The sequence below is a fragment of the Pedobacter sp. BG31 genome, assembly GCF_042464845.1.
GTDB classification, from domain to species: Bacteria; Bacteroidota; Bacteroidia; order Sphingobacteriales; family Sphingobacteriaceae; genus Pedobacter; species Pedobacter suwonensis.
Genome location: NZ_JBHNZK010000036.1, coordinates 1 through 17,607, shown reverse-complemented (window position 1 = coordinate 17,607; position 17,607 = coordinate 1). Strand labels below are relative to the sequence as shown.

At 40.6% G+C, this 17,607-nt stretch carries 11 protein-coding genes; 4 read left to right on the top strand and 7 right to left on the bottom strand.

The features are described 5' to 3' along the window. Positions 1 to 364 precede the first annotated feature (364 nt). The 7 genes from ACFE6N_RS23215 to ACFE6N_RS23185 all read right to left on the bottom strand — a co-directional run bounded on the left by ACFE6N_RS23215 (position 365) and on the right by ACFE6N_RS23185 (position 12,149). The gene (locus tag ACFE6N_RS23215) at positions 365 to 1,513 is read right to left on the bottom strand and encodes a redoxin domain-containing protein (RefSeq protein WP_378940269.1); all 1,149 of its coding nucleotides are present in this window, start codon (positions 1,511 to 1,513) and stop codon (positions 365 to 367) included. Between the two features lies 1 nt (position 1,514). Then, positions 1,515 to 3,143 carry a S41 family peptidase gene (locus tag ACFE6N_RS23210; RefSeq protein ID WP_378940267.1) on the bottom strand — a complete coding sequence of 543 codons (1,629 nt, stop codon included), beginning with the start codon at positions 3,141 to 3,143 and terminating at the stop codon, positions 1,515 to 1,517. Then, positions 3,143 to 5,137, bottom strand: a complete 1,995-nt coding sequence (locus ACFE6N_RS23205; RefSeq protein ID WP_378940265.1) for a TlpA family protein disulfide reductase — start codon at positions 5,135 to 5,137, stop codon at positions 3,143 to 3,145. Before ACFE6N_RS23205 ends, ACFE6N_RS23210 begins: the two co-directional genes overlap by 1 nt. Positions 5,138 to 5,151: 14 nt before the next feature. Beyond that, positions 5,152 to 6,537 carry a RagB/SusD family nutrient uptake outer membrane protein gene (locus ACFE6N_RS23200; protein ID WP_378940263.1) on the bottom strand — a complete coding sequence of 462 codons (1,386 nt, stop codon included), beginning with the start codon at positions 6,535 to 6,537 and terminating at the stop codon, positions 5,152 to 5,154. Between the two features lie 5 nt (positions 6,538 to 6,542). Continuing rightward, positions 6,543 to 10,148 (bottom strand): SusC/RagA family TonB-linked outer membrane protein, encoded by a 3,606-nt coding sequence (locus tag ACFE6N_RS23195; RefSeq protein WP_378940261.1) that lies wholly within the window; start codon positions 10,146 to 10,148, stop codon positions 6,543 to 6,545. A 140-nt stretch (positions 10,149 to 10,288) separates the two neighbouring features. Further along, positions 10,289 to 11,467, bottom strand: a complete 1,179-nt coding sequence (locus tag ACFE6N_RS23190) for a FecR family protein (RefSeq protein ID WP_378940259.1) — start codon at positions 11,465 to 11,467, stop codon at positions 10,289 to 10,291. A gap of 103 nt (positions 11,468 to 11,570) precedes the next feature. Next, entirely contained in the window at positions 11,571 to 12,149 is a 579-nt protein-coding gene (locus ACFE6N_RS23185; protein ID WP_378940257.1) for an RNA polymerase sigma factor, read from the bottom strand. A gap of 626 nt (positions 12,150 to 12,775) precedes the next feature. On the opposite strand from ACFE6N_RS23185, the gene ACFE6N_RS23180 reads away from it, so the two are divergent. From ACFE6N_RS23180 to ACFE6N_RS23165, 4 genes are read left to right on the top strand one after another with little or no spacing between them, the layout of a single operon-like run. Next, on the top strand, positions 12,776 to 14,623 hold the full coding sequence (locus tag ACFE6N_RS23180; protein WP_378940255.1) for a hypothetical protein: 1,848 nt from the start codon (positions 12,776 to 12,778) through the stop codon (positions 14,621 to 14,623). 1 nt (position 14,624) lies between these two features. Continuing rightward, a complete protein-coding gene (locus ACFE6N_RS23175; protein WP_378940253.1) occupies positions 14,625 to 15,881 on the top strand; it encodes a cytochrome P450 in 1,257 nt (418 codons plus the stop codon). 56 nt (positions 15,882 to 15,937) lie between these two features. Beyond that, a complete protein-coding gene (locus tag ACFE6N_RS23170) occupies positions 15,938 to 16,471 on the top strand; it encodes a hypothetical protein (protein WP_378940251.1) in 534 nt (177 codons plus the stop codon). Then, positions 16,461 to 17,279: a hypothetical protein gene (locus ACFE6N_RS23165; RefSeq protein WP_378940249.1), complete on the top strand. Its 819-nt coding sequence runs from the start codon at positions 16,461 to 16,463 to the stop codon at positions 17,277 to 17,279. The genes ACFE6N_RS23170 and ACFE6N_RS23165 overlap by 11 nt, the downstream gene beginning before the upstream one ends. Positions 17,280 to 17,607 lie beyond the last annotated feature (328 nt).

Here is a 17,607-nt window from a genome sequence, read left to right as displayed (position 1 = left end):
CGGTAAAAAATGTATTTTTGCCCATGTTGTATTTAGGTGTGGTAACTCAAATATAACAGCACAAAGGGTAGCTTTTATCGCTGCCCTTTTTTATAAGCAAAAAATATTTTCTCCGGACAACAGTGAATTCATTTCAGCATCTTTTTAGCACGAAAGACCCTGAAACAAGTTCAGGGTCTTTCGTGCATCCAAGGCGCCAAATAAAACAAGTTAAAGCATATTATTAATCTAGCTTAGGTTGTCAGATATCCTGCTAGGCCATGACTTTAATCCTGTAGTCAATTGATTTGTCCAAAACAAATGATAAAAAAAATGCAGGCGACATCCGTCAACCTGCATTAATCATCATTAACTATAAGATTTTTTACTTGGCGCGTCCGTCAAATATTTCTTTGATTTTCGACTCCAGTGCCGGACCTCTAAGTTCTTTGGCGATAATTTTTCCGCTTGGATCGATCAAAAAATTCATAGGAATAGCTTTAACCTCATATCTAGCCGCAGCCTCATTTTCCCATCCTTTTAAATCACCCACCTGTTTCCAGGTCAGTTTATCGTCTGCTATCGCTTTAATCCATTTCGCTTTGTCAGCAGCTTTATCAAGCGAAACACCTAAAATTTCAAATCCTTTTGATTTATACTGCTCATAAACCTTAACCAGGTTTGGGTTCTCTCTACGGCATGGCGCACACCATGAAGCCCAGAAATCGACCAAAACATATTTTCCGCGGTAATCAGAAAGTTTAACCATTTTTCCGTCAACATCAGGCTGGGCAAAATCCTGGGCCTCTACGCCCTCCTGTGTTTTTTTGAAAGTAGCGATGCGCAGGCCAACCTCTTTACCGAAATATGAATCTCTTAACTTCGGATTGATGGTCAGGTATACTTTTTCCATTTCCACCGCGTCGAAACCCGGAGCTAAAGTGGAGTTTAAAGCCATCAGCGACATGAAACTATCTGGATTATTTTTCACATAACTGATTTTAGCGTCAACAATTTCTTTTTCTATAGCGTTTGCCCGTTTTTCTAAATCCTGGATCACAGCTTTATCCTGTTTTTTAGCTTCAGGCATATCCTGATATTCCTTATTCAAGGCTTGCAATTTGTTATAAATGGGACGAAGAAGATCATCTACACGGCGGCTTTCTTCGGTCTGGGCAGATCCTTTAACCACAGCCGTTTTTAATGAGTCTTTACCGGTAATGGTAATGTTTTCGTTATCCAATATCAAACTCACCCCATCTACATTTATTCTTTTGCCCGGAATCTCAATGGCATCATCATGTTTCAAACGCACGATTGCTTCAATAGGGGAAGAAACCTTGCCCTTAAAGGTAAAGCTTCCATTTACCAGCGGAACTGAATCCAGAATCTGCTTGCCATCAATTTTGGTTAGCAAAAAAGCTTTGGCAGGCTTACCCAGCTTTCCGATCTGACCTTTTATGGTATATCCGGTTTGTGCGGTTGCGCTCAGGGAATAAAGTGCAGCTATTGCACCAATTATTAATTTTTTCATGTTAGTTTTTTTTCTTTTGATTAGGAGATGATTTACTGGTGGTACTTCCTGCCAATAATTTATTGTAAGTGGCTTTTGAGTTGAGAATAGATAAGGCCGTATCAAAGGCGGCGCTGGCTTCGTTACGAACGCGCAGGGCATAACCCTTACCTACATATAACATATCGGCTATGCCGGCCTTTAGTTCTATCCGGATGGTTTTTCTTACAACCTGATCTGTTTTTGCAGGCATTTTGATCCGAAGTTTTTCCGCGGCGTCAAAAATCCCGTCAATCATGGTTTCTTCTACTTTAAAACCCTTATCAAAGGCTTCAAAATCAGGATAATTAGCGGTTAGCTGACTACGATTCTGCTGCACCAGCTCAAAGGTTACTTTATTCACTAAACCACTGTTCATGGTCTGATTCAGCCAGGTGCTATATAATGCCGTGTCTATTGGAACAAACTGATCTGGCATGATACCGCCACCACCATACACCGTTCTTTTATGATTAAGTGTAGTATATTTAAGCGAATCTGGAAAATGATAATGCCCTGCTTCTTTCAATTCACCTGAAGCCATCCTCCGGTTAAAATCTTCAAAATAATCAGCTTTGCCTTTGGTGTAAGGTTTCTGGATGGATCGGCCTGAAGGCGTATAATAGCGAGCGGCTGTTAACCTGATTACCGAACCATCACTTAATGGAAATCCTTTCTGCATCAATCCCTTTCCAAAAGTTCTGCGTCCAACAATTACGGCCCGATCCCAGTCTTGTAAAGCACCGGTCAGGATTTCGCTTGAAGAAGCAGTAGATTCGTCAACCAAAACCACCAATTCGCCATCCATAAACTGCCCGTAACCACCGGTGAGAAAATAATCCTTCACACCTGTATTGGTAACTGAATAAAAAACAGTTTTTTCAGGAGGAAGAAATTCATCCGCCACGCCAATAGCCATGTCTACTATGCCTCCCCCATTCATCTGTAAATCGAGAATCAGTTTGGTCATGCCCTGCGCTTTCAAGCTTTTTAAGGCGGCATCCATTTCCCGGCGGGTAGACTGACTGAAAACAGACAGCGCAATATAACCGATCTGTCTGGTAACCATGTAACTGGCCGTAATGGATAACTCGGCAATCTGCTCACGCATTACCTTGAATTGTAAAAGCATTGGCTGTCCTTTACGCCTGATAGCCAGGTCAACAGCTTTTCCTTTCTCTCCCCTCAGTAACCGCATCACTTCCTGGTTTTTCAGGTTTTTGCCAAGAATTGTCTGACTATCTACGTTTACAATCTGATCGCCTACTTTTAAGCCTGCTTTTGCCGCAGGTCCATCCGGATTGACACTGATGATAAATGTACTGTCTGAAATCATTGCAAAACCGATTCCAATGCCAGCAAAACTTCCTGACATGGATTCGTTCATGGCCTCTACCTCTTCGCGGCTGATGTAGCTGGAATGAGGATCAAGGCTGCTCAACATGCCCTTGATGGCGGCATCTACTACTGGTTCATCGTTAACCGGATCTACATAGTTATCCTGGATTAGCTTTAAGGCATCCTGAAGCTTAATCTTCGGATTCATCTGTGCCTGAACGGAAAGCCCTATCCAGAAGAAAAAAAAAGCTGTAATTATCGTTTTTCTTATCATTATTTCTCTGCTCTTAAAATCTCAATGGCGGTTGATAATTCATCGCTTAACTGGCTCGGGCTACCGGAATATCCTTCAGAAGAATAGCGCACAACGCCGTTTTTTACGATGATTTTACGTGGAATGGCTGACGACTTAAATAGCGGCTTTAGGCTTAAGAAAACCGCTGCCTGCTCTCCATTAGGGAGAACTGCATCATGCAAAAGGTTAAAACGATAACCCTGGCTCTTAACAAAGTTTACCGATTTGGCTTTATAATCACCAAATTGCATGGTACCAATCATATAAACCGCAACATTTGGATCTTTTGCATATTGATCTATCAGCAATTGCATGCCAGGAAAAGCTTCAATACAAGGTCTGCACCAGGTGGCCCAAAAGTCAATCACTACTATTTTATTTCCCCAATCGTTAGAATTTACCATTTTACCATTGGCATCTTCCAGGCTGAAAGGCTTTAATGGATAATTGACCATGTTGGCCATTACATGCGCCCTCATTTCTGCTTTTTTATCATTTGGCATCAGAGATGATAAGTATTCCTCATAGCCTTTTTCCTGGCCCTGGTGTTCGCTTCTATACAATTCTTTCAACTTAGCAAACATTTCAGGCGTAACTGCATTGGCTGCAACACTATTTTCCAGTAAGGATTTGATGGCCTTGTCATCTTTCAGTTCGCTTAATACACGAAGATGCATTGCATTCATGTCGGCATTACTATAAGTTCCGTCTTTAGACAGGTATTGGAAAAAGTTCTTTGCTGCGGCAAAATCCTTTTGGTTAATGGCTAAAGCAATATGGGTAAATAAGCGATCGTTCATTTGCTTATCGGCGTTTTCCTGTGCTTTAACCGCATCCCTACCGAAGTCGGTTAGATAAGACTGATCACGCTGGCGTTCCAATAAGTAAGGAATGATCTTTTTGCTCAGCTCATAAAGTAATTTATAATCTGCTTTACCGGACATGGACATTTGATTCCGCGTAATGTTCCAACGATAAATTTCGTTGGCTGTTCTAAAATCAATATCCTTAAACAGGGATAAGAACTTATCGATCTGATTACCATCAAAGTATCTGGTAGCCAACCCTCTATAGATCTCATAATATAAGAAACCTTTGTCATCGGGATTTTTCTTCCATTCTGCATAAGGATATTTTTTAAGAAAATCTTCGGATGCCGCCTGATAGACCTCTGGTGAGGCTCCTTTGGTTGCCGCACGGAAGCTTAATAATTTTGCAGTTCCGCATTTGGGCTGATATTGGAAAATCAGCTTTTCTATTTCCTTTGCTTGCTGATCCCTTTTCTCCCGGATATAATAACCATGGGCTTCTGCTAACAAGGCGTCGCTGAACTTTTCTTTCTTAAGCATAGCCTGTATTGTTGCATCAGCAAAGGCATCAAACTTTTCTGGCGGCATTGTCAAACGTTTCAAATCAAGATAGGTAAAGAGTAACGGGCCAGATGGTTTTCCAGAAATCTTTTCTTCCTTTTTTAACAAGGAATCAGTGGTTTGGGCATTTTTTGCCGCCGAAACAAAATCATTTAAACTCCAGTCGCCAGTTAAGTTAGACCGCAATGCAGCTTCTGCCAGATAACTGCCACGCTGTTCCTTGTCGTTGCTACCTAAAACCTTTGTAAAGTAACCTTTACCCTGGTTATTATCGATTGCTTCCGGCGTCATTGAAGCGCCCTGGTAAAATTTAAGCGCCAAAAAAACGGCGTTATTGGGCAAGGTATAACTTGCCTGCCACTGATCATTTTCCTTTTTCAGTGTTAGCGGTACAGATGCCCAGCGTTTGCCATTAAAATAAGCCAGTGTTGCTTTTGGTTCATCGCTAAATTCAAGGTCGCCGCCCTTTGCCTGATAATAAAATGTAGCAGGTTGATTTTGCCTTAACAATTCTGGTTTCCAGGTCAAGGTCTGGGCAGCCAGCTGCTGCCAAAAAAAAGGGCAAAGCAGTAGCAGACCATTCAGTAAAAGATTTTTTTTCATAAGCTCTCCGTAGATTATCTCGGATTTTGTTGCAATTCGGGGTTTAATAAAATATACTTATCACCTATCGGATAGGTGTAGCGATTAGAATTTGGTGTGAGCGTGTAATCTATTCCTTTATAATTGCGGGTTTTCGTTTGGGTAAAGGCATCATCAAGCATTAATCTTTTTTGATCAAACCAGCGTAAACCTGTACCAAACAGCTCCTTTCTTTTTTCTTCCACTACAATCCGCAAGGCATCAGCAGCAGATGAGGCTGTTAAAGGCACATAATTGGCATTGTTAAAACGCTTAACCCTTAAGTTATTTACAACCGTCATGGCATCTGCAGTTTGGCCTGCTCTCGCTAAGCATTCTGCTTTGATGAGCATGATTTCTGGTACCGATGGGCCATTATTGATAACAAACTCACCATTTACCAGATATTTGCATGAAGCCCTTCCTGTAAATGTGGTGCTAAACTGACCAGGAAATCTGCTTCTAACATCTGTATATATCTTATATCGCAAATCTGTTGTGCCTAAAGATGTAAGCAAATCGTTGTTTAATGAGGTAGCGGGAATAACCACATTCGCAATTTTGGAAAATATGACCTCGGGATTTACCAGTCTCACCGGAAGCGACATCGGCGTATTTTCATAAGCCTTTAAATCGATCAAACCACTTTGCAAGGCTAAGGTACTATCAGCATATAAAGCAGCATTATTAAAATCACGCATGCTCAGGTAAGTTTTTGAGAACAAAGCGTAAGCCGCAGCCTTACTCGGACGTACATTAAAATCAGCAATGGCCGGTAAACGGCTTATTGATGTTCTTAAATCCTTAAGAATCTGGGAATAAACTTCAGCTACCGGAGCTCTATTTAATTTAGTATACAGGTTAGGCGTGGTAAGCAGTGGAACCCCCAAATCAGTAGCGGCAGTCACACTGTTGTACTGCTTGCCGTACATATTTACCAATATTAAATAAGCGTAGGCACGATGAACCAATGCTTCAGCATAAATGGTTTGTTTTTCAGTTTCGCTACCACCTTGTGCAGTCAATACACCTTGTAAAACTTCGTTGCACACATAGATGGTTTTGTACTGTCTTTCCCAATCACCGTCGCTTTGAGTATCGGAAGTATATTTACTTGCCCAGGTATACACATTTGCAAAAATATCAGCAGATGCTGAGCTTAGCGCATTTTGCCTTACCTGATCAGTAATTTCAATATCATCACCCGATAAAATCGGATATGAAAATGTGCCTTCTAAAACATTGTTATTGTTTAATGTATTTCTATAGTCGGAGGTGTATTTTAACGTTCTGATTGAAAGTTGATCAATCTCCACATATTTTCTGCAGCCTGCCATAGCAATTGCTAAAGCAAACAATATAATCGAATATCTCTTTTTCATGTTAATTATAGTGTTGCGTTTATTCCAAAAACATAACTAGGCGTAGGCGTGATGCTACCAAAGTTTCCATTGTTGATATATTCCGGATCGATACCATCTTTATTGGCTCTCCAAACAATCCCCAGATTTCTTACATTGGCAGAAACGGATACTGATTTTACGAAGTTGCGAGGGAGATACCGTTGCGGAACAATATAGGCCAGCGAAATTTGCTGTAAACGGATGTTATCTGCTTTCCTAACCACGGCATCCGAGAAGCGATAGCGATTGATACTGTTAAAATTCACATTAGCTATTCCAGGAACATCTGTAAAAGCCTCATCACCAGGCTTTCTCCAGCGATCAGCGATTTCACCTGCTCTTCCCAGAACGCCTGAATAGGCAAAAGTTGTTGCAGAAGGATAGTTAGAATTGGTAATAGTGTTCTTCAGAAAAACATGCCCGAAGTAACCTGTAAATCTTATCCCCAAATCAAACTGACCATACTTAAAGTTGTGGTTGAAACCTGAACTAAAAGGAGCGTACAGCCTACCTACGTTTACCAAATCTTCTTTCGTAAATGCAGATGTAAGCGTAGTCGTATTGTTGATTATATTATTGTTACGGTCAAAAATCTGAGTTTGTCCTTTATTATCAAGTCCGGCGAAACGATAAACATATAGTGTACCTAAAGGAACACCTTCGATTACCGCAGCATTACCAGCAATAGTGCTACCATTATTAATAAACCGTGAATCGTTAACCTTATTAGTATTATAGCCAACATTAAGTATTGATTTCCAGCTAAATCTGCCAGCCTTGATCACTTCTCCATTTAAAGAGAATTCGTAGCCATGACCGCTCAAAGTTCCGCTATTGAAACTCAAGATCGACCAGCCATAAGTAGCGTTGAAAGGAAATTGAGTCAAGATGCCATGAGTTCTTTTAGTATAAACGTCAAAGCTGCCGTTCAATCTACCTTTTAATAAACCAAAATCAAAACCTAAATTGGCCATTTTGGTAGTTTCCCAGCCTAACTCTGAATTGGCTGGAACTTCGATATTTGCGTACGGAAGGTTAGTTCTAAAATCTGTACCAGAGATATTGAGTAGCGGCACATTGGTACCAGAAGTAGGAACAACACCAGCGGTACCAAGCGTAGCACGTACACTAAATGCATCAAGCCAGTTTAGATCCTTTAAAAATGCTTCCTTGTTTGCATTCCATCTTAAACCAACTGACCAAAATGGTTTGGCTCTTTTACTTCTATCCAAACCCAACAAGGTATAATCATCAAACCGTACGCTACCGGTAATGAAGTACTTATCCATATAACTGTAAGACGCATTACTGTAATAAGACATATATCTTTTACGTGAAGCGCCCAAGCCACTTAAGTTAGCACCTAATGATTGAGAATAACCATATAAAGTTGGATAAAGTTGGGTAGGGTTCACAGTTTTAATCGACCGGGTATCCTCATCATATCCGTATCTCGTTTCGTTGGTGCTTTCAGATCGTGTTTCCCTAATTTCACTACCTGCAATGGCATTGAACTGATGTTTACCACCGATATTAAAATCAGAATTTAGTTGACCTCTTAATGAGGTTTCTGACGATGAGGTTCCATAGGTGATGTAACGACCGCCGTAAATAAGTCCGTTGGAAGCTTTGCCATTAACCAATGGAGAAAATGTATTTACCAATATCCTGCCTGTATAACTATTTAGTTCATCAAGCGTGTAAGTATTTCCAAACTGGCGTTGGTTGGAGATAGATAGATCGGCATTTAACCATTTTGCTATTTTACCATTTAACCCAGCGCTCATTCTAAGTACATTGTTTCTGGCAATGGAATTTGAATAATTTAATTCATCCAAAGTGTTATAAGTGAATGGCAGATAACCTTGTCCAACCATTTTATTGGCAAAATCATCACGAAAAATAATGTTTCTGCCAATGCTGTTTCCATTTGCATCAATTAAAAGATCATACGGGCGGAGCGCTGTGGTACTTACGGATACTGCATTGGCTGCCGCCGGATTATATTGAGATTTTGTATACTGATAGTTGAACAACGCCCTTAAGGTTACTTTTTTATTCAGGAAATCAGTTGATGTATTTGCGTTTACAAATGCATTCTCTCCGTAATTGCTTTTAAAAATAGGCGTGTCTTTTGTATAGTTTCCTGAAACATAATAAGTACTGTTTTCAGATCCGCCTGAATAAGAAAGATTATACTGATGATTAATGGCGTTCTGCAACAAATATTTTTCTATCTGTTGAGATCCATTTCTTGATCCAATCTCTGCTAAAGCAGCGTCGCGCTGTGCCAGGGTTATTGCACCTCTTTTATACCTGAACATCCATTCAGTAGCTTCACTATTGTTCTGCGTGTAAACTTCATTTCCAGGTGTTGCAGATGCAGGATCAGCTATTAATCCCTTATCAACCATTTCCTGCTCTAAATCAACATACTGCGCACTGTTCATCCAGTGCAAATCTTTTATTGAAGGATTTTTTGAAATACCAAATGTGTAACCCACATTTAAGGTTGGCGCAATTTTTCTGCCTTTTTTAGTTTCAATCACAATTACACCATTTGCTGCTCTAAAACCCCAGATAGAAGTTGCTGAAGCATCTTTCAAAAAAGTAATCTGCTCAATATCAGCAATGTTGATATTACTTATAATAGAATTACCCCAACCAGCGCCATTTGTTTTTGTTAATTGTGCGCGGTCACTTGGATCCATTAATGGAAATCCATCTAAAACAATTAATGGGGTTCCACTACCACCGGCGTAATTGTTCACCCCTCTTATTTGTATACTGTTTGCTTTAATGTCAAACTTTACGCCTGCCACCTGACCTTCCAACCGCTCCATGATATTAACAGCAGGGTTAGCTTCCAGTTCTTTACCCGTAACTACCGAGTAAGCACCAGCTGCCCGCTCTTTACTAATTTTCTGGTAACCGTTAGATACTACACTAACCTCTTCCAACGCTGATGAAGCCGCCGTTAATTTTACGTAATAGGTAACGGTCTTTCTATCCACAAAAATCTCCTCCCCTTTATATCCTATATACGAGATCAGTAATACATAACCATTAGCCGGCACATCCTTAATCAGGATATCGCCTTCTTTATCTGTAACGTACATTTTGTTAATGGTTTTATTGTACACATTAGCTCCGGGAAGCGGACGTCCTAACGAATCTCTGATGCTTACCTTAACATCAATGTCTTTTACCAGATCTACCAGTTTATCTGCCATACTTCTTTCCTTGATTACAATGGTTTTGCCATCAACAGAAAAAGTAAGCGGCTGGTTATTTAACGACTTTTGAACTGCTTCCAAAACATTAACCTGGTTCACCTGTATAGATACCGGCTTGGCATCGAGGATCAGGTTAAGATCATAGATAATATTATATCCGCTTTGTCGGCGAATTTCTTTTAATACGCGTTCCAGCGGCGCATTTTTTTCGACAATGGAAACTTTTTGTGCCTTGGTTGATGCACTTAATTGCATTAAAGCCGCCAAGAAAATCACAGCCGTCAGTCGCATAACGAGTAGCAGTTTGCGGAGCTGCCTGTTGGGCAACCCTGGTGAATTAAAATTTTTATACATTTGTTTGTTTGGTTTATTGCATTTGGCCTGGGCTTCGAAATCAAGACCTTATGCGTGATTAGTTGATATTTATAGTCGACTGCCAATTATTCAGGGGTGCCGCCAAGCACCTCTGTTTTTTTTTGGAATCGTTTTCAATGTTATTTAGAAACGATTACCCTCCTTCCTTCAAGTTTAAAGTGAACTTTTCCGGTTAACTGAATATGGTTGAGTACTTCTGAAATATTGGTACCTCTCGACATCCAACCGCCAAGCATCAAATTTTCTGGTGCAGTCTCGTCATAAACGATTTCCACATCATACCATCGCGCTACCTTTCTCATCGCACTTCTTAAATCTTCCCTGAATACAAATTCTCCGTTTTTCCAGGCAACCGCCATTTCCGTATCTGCCTGTTGTACCTGTATGTTTTCATTACTTAACCTGGCCCGCTGCCCGGGTCTAAGTAATGTAGTCTTGTTATTGCTTAAAGCAACCTTTACACTCCCCATTAATAAAGTAGTGTTAATAAAAGGTTCATCAGCATAAGCATTGATGTTGAAATGTGTACCTAACACCTCCACTTTTTCTGATTGCATTTGGTTTTTAAGTACGGTTACGGTAAATGGCACTCTTCCTTTAGTCCCTTCCATATGCGCCACCTCAAAGTATCCCTCCCCTGTTAAGGTTACGTTTCTTCCACTTGCCGCAAATGCTGTTGGATATTTTAAAGAAGACCCTGCATTTAGCCAAACTTTTGATCCATCAGGTAATATAACTGCATATTGCCCGCCAATAGGCGTGGTAATGGTATTAAACCCATCACTTTTGCCTGTATTTAAAGTTTTATAAATCAAAGTTCCATCAGCAGCTTTGGTAATTTCAATACCAGCTTCAGTAGCAATTTTCCCGACAGCATCCTTATTTAAATCGATTACCTTACCGTCAGATAAAGTTAATATGGCCTTATCAGTACCAGCAGGCAGGTCATATTTTTTTGCGATAACAAACTGGTCTGGAGTGGTATCGTTATTTTTAAGTGTCAAATAACCTAAGCCAGCTATCAATAATATGCTTGCGGCAATTCCTATTGAAATTATTCTTTTGTAAGGCCTATTCAGCTTCTGAACTTTAGGCAATTCCGCTTCCGTTTGCGAAACATCAGAAAGAATTTTATTCCAGATTTTTGCTTCCAATTTCTCGTATTCTATTGGCGGATCAACCGACTTATTTTCTTCAGCTTTTAACAAATACCAGGTTTCAAGCTGGGCTTTTTGCTTTTCATTAAGTTTATTATGCAGATAATCTCTGATAAATCCACTTATAGTTTGTTTGTTCATGTTTTTTTATAGGTAGTATAATAGTAATGACAGGCAGCTCACACCAATGTTGTATGCAACATTAAAAAAAAGTTACTTTTTTATTAATTTATTGGAAAAAGCGCTACAACGCGATAAAAAAGGAAGGCAAATGACTACCAAATTTGCTTCTCAGCGTAGAAATAGCCTTATTCATCTGTGTTTTAACGGTGAGTTCAGAGATATTCATAATACCTGCAATCTCTTTGTAGGAAAGATTTTGTTTTCGTTTTAGTTCGAAAACCTCGCGCATTCTGGGAGGAAGTTTTTCAATTTCCTCTTCAATCAGCTTGGCCAGGATCCGTTCTCTAATGAGATGATCGGTAATTTCCTGTGCCTGATCCAAAAACTGACCAAGATCTGTCAGATAGGCATGGTGTACCTGACTTTTACTAAAAAAATTCAGAATCGCATTTCTGATAGAAACGTAGAGATAGGCACCAATGGATGTATCAACGGGTAGTTGAGGTGCTTTCTGCCATAACCTGGTAAATACTTCCTGAACCACATCCTCACTCTCACTCTCTTCTTTAAGCATTCGAAAGGCATGCCTGTATAGTAATGGCCAATATCTGCTATAAATTTCTGAAAAGGCCTTGTTATCCCGGGCTATTAATAGCGAAAGTAATCTGTCATCACCATATGTAGCATAGTCCTGGTCCATTGATGAGTAAAAATAGGACTTATTTGCGGTAAATAGAAATGGGAAAAGATGCGCTTATCCTATTATGTATCTATAAAATGTACGAATATATTCATCAAATTACAAGGCTGATAAATAATATCTATATTCTGATAAACGTTAAAAATACCTTTTGCTGCCTGGTACATGATATTGGACGCGATAGGTCCATATTAGACCATCAGTACGATAAACGGAAAGCGGCAGGAGCGTCCACAGCTGAGAGCGATAGGCTCCCGCTTCATCAACCCCACTTCAACATAAACATATAAGCATCCTGGAAACACATATCACGTTATCCAACTCAATGACAGGCTATTAAAACTCAGAACACAATAAATAAAGGAATGATACGGCGTTAGGTTTGATGGCGTGTAAAAAGAGTTAAATCGCAAATGAAGTATTTGATTCTAATGAAAATACGAAAAAAAATTCTTCAATGTTGTTAATATGCATTTTTAAAATTACTAATAAATAAGTATTGTTGTGTATTTTTAAAATATCTAACTTGTCTATTAATCCAGATATTACTAATGAAAAACGAAACCTGCAGGATAGTTTTTTGAAATGAGCATTTAACCATCTTTTACATCCTCAAATCTCAAATTATGAAAAATGATACAGAGACATCCACAAATCAAAATTTAGTGCCTACAAGCGCTAATGATTTTCTTAACAGCCTGGTACAGCAGGGAAATACCGCCGTACTACAGGATACTTATTACAATGCGCTCGCAAGTGGCGGAACCGCTGCACAAGCCGATGCCGCTGTGCAGGCGTATATTACCAAATCTGGCTATACAGGTGTAACTACTGATCAGGTAAGCAGTGCCATCAACACGGTTATCGGAGGCGACTATACCGCGGTAAGCAGCGGAAAAAGTTCAAACACGTCTTATCCACCGTTTGGAACCCTACCCTCTGTCCTTTACGGAACCTATCAAACATTTGATGCTCAGGGCAACCCAAGTATCCTAATTATGATATACGATAACGGCAAGGGAAGCTGGAAACTACAGGTTGCTACAGCGGCAACAGGTGCACTGATTGATATTTCCTCGTCTTCGGCTTTCCAGAATAACTCTGGCGAGTTTTTGGTGATGGCATCTTCTTCATTTGGGTTTAGCGGTACATTAACTTTTTCTTCGTGCGTAGTTACCTATAACAACACGCCGACAACTGATTTTAATGTTGTGGTATCACTTAATCCAACCGGTAGCGGGAGTGCCATTACGTCAAGCGGACGCAGAAGTGTTTATTCTTCGGCGGCGGCACTTTCACCGGCAACAGTAGATCTTCCCAGCATCTGGGCAGGTAATTACTCCTGCACGCTCAATACTTCAACAAACACAACGTTAAACATTTCCTCAGATGGATCGAAAGTAACCTTCCAGGGAACAACAGCATCAACAACTGTATTCGGTCCTTTTACCAGTTATTTCAACTGCATCATCGGAAACAATACCTTATTAATCTACATGCAGTGGACGTATTTTCCTATAATGGCGGGCAGTACGTTTAAAGGTCCAAATTTCTTTGGTTATTTTTACCCAACCGGCTCAACTAAACCAAGTAGCCCCAATGTTTACGGTAATTTAGGACAAACTCCACCGCCGTCGCCTACGCCCCAGCAAAAAGAAACAAATGAGTGGGAACAGGTTGGAATTATGATCGGTGTGGGTGTGGCCAGCATGGTAGCTTTTGAGATTATTAAGAAATTGGCTGGTGCTGGTTACAATTATCTTAGTGAGCTGATTCAGAATGCAAGGGCGCAAGGCCAGCAGGCGGCTGATGATCCAGGAAACGGGCCTGTTGATGATCCGCAAGAATTTAACCCGCAAGATAATCCTGCAGGCGCAGAACCAGAGGCAGAACCAGAGGCGGAACCGGAACCTGAACCTGAGCCTGAACCAGAACCAGAACCAGAACCAGAACCAGAACCAGAACCTGAACCAGAACCTGAACCAGGTCCATGCTTTTTGACAACGGCAGTGGTAAACACCCTCGGAATGGCCGATGACAGCGAACCCTTAACATTGGCCAGGTATCTGCGTGATAACAAAATGAATTCGAACAGGGACAATGCCTCAGTACAGCTTTATTATAAAGTTGCGCCTTTGATTGTTCAACGCTCAACTGCACCCGAGTGGCAACAGTTCTGGACAGAACATCTCCGGCCAATTACCGCTCTGATTAAAATGGGTGAATTTGATCTCGCTAAGGATCTTTACCGGATCGCAACCGCAGAACTGGTGAACCAAAAAGCCACTACATTTAAAGATGTAGATATGGTGAATGAGGTATATGCTTATGGACTTGGTGCTTTTGCCAGGATCAGGCTTCCTTATGCCATCCGTTTCGCGATATTAAAAGTAGCTTTCACGGTGGGCCTCTCTTATCACTCGGTTAGACTGTGGTGGTTAAAAAGACGCTTCGACAAAAAGATCAATTTATAACATGCGTAATCTATTAAAATGGCAGGGAAGTGGCAAAGTCTATTCCCTGCCATGGCTTAAAAACCGCATTGAGTATTCATCAGATCCTGAAAGGATAGCCGCATATGCGAAAACGCCATTTACGCGTTCGCGTTTTGTAATGGCACTAATTAGTGAGTTTCATTTAAGCCATCATTCCATTGTAGTAAGCGACGATGAGCATGCCATGTGGTTAAAGCGTGTTGCACGCCCCTACATGCCAATTGACGAGGATATACCGGCTATTGCCAAGCAAATTACCGAAAGGTTATTTGATGTAAATGGACTTGTAAATGAGCAAAAAACTATCCAGATTTCAGATAGCTTGATCCCTGAACTCTATCGCATCATGCTCACAAATATGCTGGAAGTGGAAATTTTGAAGCCGCTTGAAGATTACATCGTACAAACCAAATTTCCGCACGGATCACGCTCACTGGTTTTAGAGGGATTGATGTATTCTTTCAGGCTGCACTTACCGTTCTTGCGACCTGTGCGCTGGCTCTTCGACAATCTTTTTTTCAAAAAAGTATTATATATGAAGCGTATTTCTGCGAAGTTGGAACAAATGGTACTGGATTTTACATTGCCAAAGCCAGATTCATGGTTTGCAACACTAAAAGAGCTGAGGTTGTCCGGCAAAATTACAAAGAAGCAGTTCAGGGGAGAGATCACAAGCATGCTGGTTTCTTCCTTCAGCCTGGCATCAGCAATGGGATCTGCCCTGCTCTGTCTGGCCGCACGCCCCAGTTATCAGAAAAAGATCCAAAACGATCCTGGTTTTACACGCTATTTTGTAATGGAGGTGTTAAGGCTTTATCCACCTTTCCGCCAGTTTGGTTATGAACAAACCAGGAAGGATGGTGAAAAACAGCAACCTAATAGTTTTGCGACCGAATTTATGATACCCCTAGTTGATCTGCACCGCAACAGCAACATCTGGAAAGACCCCAATAAGTTTTATCCCGAACGTTTTTTAGAGCCTGATGCATCAAAAGGCTTCAAATATATGCCCTTTGGTATGGGCAAACGAAGTTGTCCCGGCCGGAATTTTTCCATGTCGCTCATCACTCAAACCATAAAATTTGTCTGTTCTGATGAATGCAGGTTCAGGCTGGTAAAAATTAAGGAAATGCCGAGAGGAGGAAGAGGCCGCCTCGTATCGTTTGTATCCAACGATACCATCAGCTATGAAGTAAAGCAGGAATGGAAAACTGATCTGCCGGTCGCAATAGCCTGATGAACTGCATCATAAATATTTTATACATAATCATCCAATTAAATTAAATGATCAGCATGCAGAATATAATCGAATATGGTTTTGCTTTAATTCTGTTTATTTGGTGGGTGTGTTCGTGCATTTCCCAGTACAATGAAAAAATCAGAAAAATCTTCGGACAAGGGCTACTCCACCTGATTCCAAACTACCGTTTTTTCGCGCCTGTACCCATCCGACGCGATTTTCACCTGGAGTACAGGTTGATCAAACCTTCATTAAAGACGACTGAATGGAAAAGGGTATCGTTCTTTTCCGAGCGAACGGCCTTATCTGTGCTTTGGTATCCCGATAAGCGGACCAGGAAATCGTTTAATACCTATGTAAGAAGGATCATTAAACTGCAACATTCCTCCAATCCAAAAGCTGTACCAAGAAGCATTTCGTACCGTCACCTGCTAAATTACCTTCAGGACAAAAACAACGATGTGAACAGCAGGGGCATGCAGTTTAAAATCGTTTCCGAACAAACATTCGATACGACTTCAAAACCACGTTTAGTTTTAATTTCAGACTGGCATTTTCAGATAAAAAAAGAGAATCATGAAGTATGACGCTTTGACTTTAACTTACGCGGTAGAAATCATCTTAGCCGTACAGGCAATTATTGCAACAGGGGAACTACTGTGGTATTATAGACTTTATAAACATGATGGATTAATGGCTTGGGAACTACAGCGTTCGGGGCCAAAATTAGCGATTTATGTCAGAAAATTAAAGCTTGATTTTGTTTGTAAATATCCCAATGTACTATTTGTGCTCATCATCCGGCTTTTGAGTGCTATAGCGCTAATACCTATTATCCTGTTAAACCAATCCGCAGTGATACCCCTATTCCTGATTACAGCCATAAACCTTCTGATGCAGATCAGAAATTCGCAGAGCAATGATGGTTCAGATCAAATGGCCACAGTTTGTTGTATCGCGCTATTGTTTGCCAATGTTATTAATACTGGCACCAGCATGTCTTGCGCGCTATTTTTTATAGCAGCCCAGGCTGCGTTGGCTTATGGCACTTCTGGTTTTCTGAAAATGCAGAAGATAGGATGGTACAACGGAGAATACGTAATCGATATATTAAAAACGTCTTCTTATGGCAATAAAAAAGCACTTGCAATTACACAAAAAAGCCGATCAGTAGCGAGGGCTTTGGGCATGATGGTGGTATATGGAGATTGTTTCTTATCCGTTTCGTTTCTTTTTCCTCCTGATATCTGCATGTTTATACTGGCCTTTGGCGTTTGTTTGCATATTGGCATTGGGCGGATAATGGGGCTCAATACTTTTTTGTGGTCGTATATTGCCACTTATCCGGCTCTCTATTACGCGTCGTATATTCTATATTCACAAGTATTGGATTAAAAACAAAACAAAGGAGCTGCCCCATAAGCAATTACGAGGCAGTTTTTAATTTAGTACTGTCAATTGGACAAAATTGGCTGTTGGCATGCAGTAGGGACTTGGTCAAAAAAGATCAGCTTGACTGGTCATTCACTAAGGGTTCACCTCCCTCAATCTGCAGTATTTTTTCAAGACCGTTACGTATCGGCAAAAAACATAAAGTATCGAGTAAGAAGCAGGGAATTAGTTTCCCTGCTGTCTCCTCACACCACCGTACGTACCGTTCGGTATACGGCGGTTTGTTAGAATAACTTCGTTTGGTGCGTCGTTTTCCAATAGTAATAGTTAG

Bases quoted from the DNA above. Each gene is read 5' to 3' on its own strand.
- ACFE6N_RS23215 (WP_378940269.1), bottom strand. From the start codon at position 1,513: ATGAAAAAATTAATAATTGGTGCAATAGCTGCACTTTATTCCCTGAGC.
- ACFE6N_RS23200 (WP_378940263.1), bottom strand. From the start codon at position 6,537: ATGAAAAAGAGATATTCGATTATATTGTTTGCTTTAGCAATTGCTATG.
- ACFE6N_RS23185 (WP_378940257.1), bottom strand. From the start codon at position 12,149: ATGGACCAGGACTATGCTACATATGGTGATGACAGATTACTTTCGCTA.
- ACFE6N_RS23175 (WP_378940253.1), top strand. From the start codon at position 14,625: ATGCGTAATCTATTAAAATGGCAGGGAAGTGGCAAAGTCTATTCCCTG.
- ACFE6N_RS23190 (WP_378940259.1), bottom strand. From the start codon at position 11,467: ATGAACAAACAAACTATAAGTGGATTTATCAGAGATTATCTGCATAAT.
- ACFE6N_RS23205 (WP_378940265.1), bottom strand. From the start codon at position 5,137: ATGAAAAAAAATCTTTTACTGAATGGTCTGCTACTGCTTTGCCCTTTT.
- ACFE6N_RS23195 (WP_378940261.1), bottom strand. From the start codon at position 10,148: ATGTATAAAAATTTTAATTCACCAGGGTTGCCCAACAGGCAGCTCCGC.
- ACFE6N_RS23180 (WP_378940255.1), top strand. From the start codon at position 12,776: ATGAAAAATGATACAGAGACATCCACAAATCAAAATTTAGTGCCTACA.
- ACFE6N_RS23170 (WP_378940251.1), top strand. From the start codon at position 15,938: ATGCAGAATATAATCGAATATGGTTTTGCTTTAATTCTGTTTATTTGG.
- ACFE6N_RS23165 (WP_378940249.1), top strand. From the start codon at position 16,461: ATGAAGTATGACGCTTTGACTTTAACTTACGCGGTAGAAATCATCTTA.
- ACFE6N_RS23210 (WP_378940267.1), bottom strand. From the start codon at position 3,143: ATGATAAGAAAAACGATAATTACAGCTTTTTTTTTCTTCTGGATAGGG.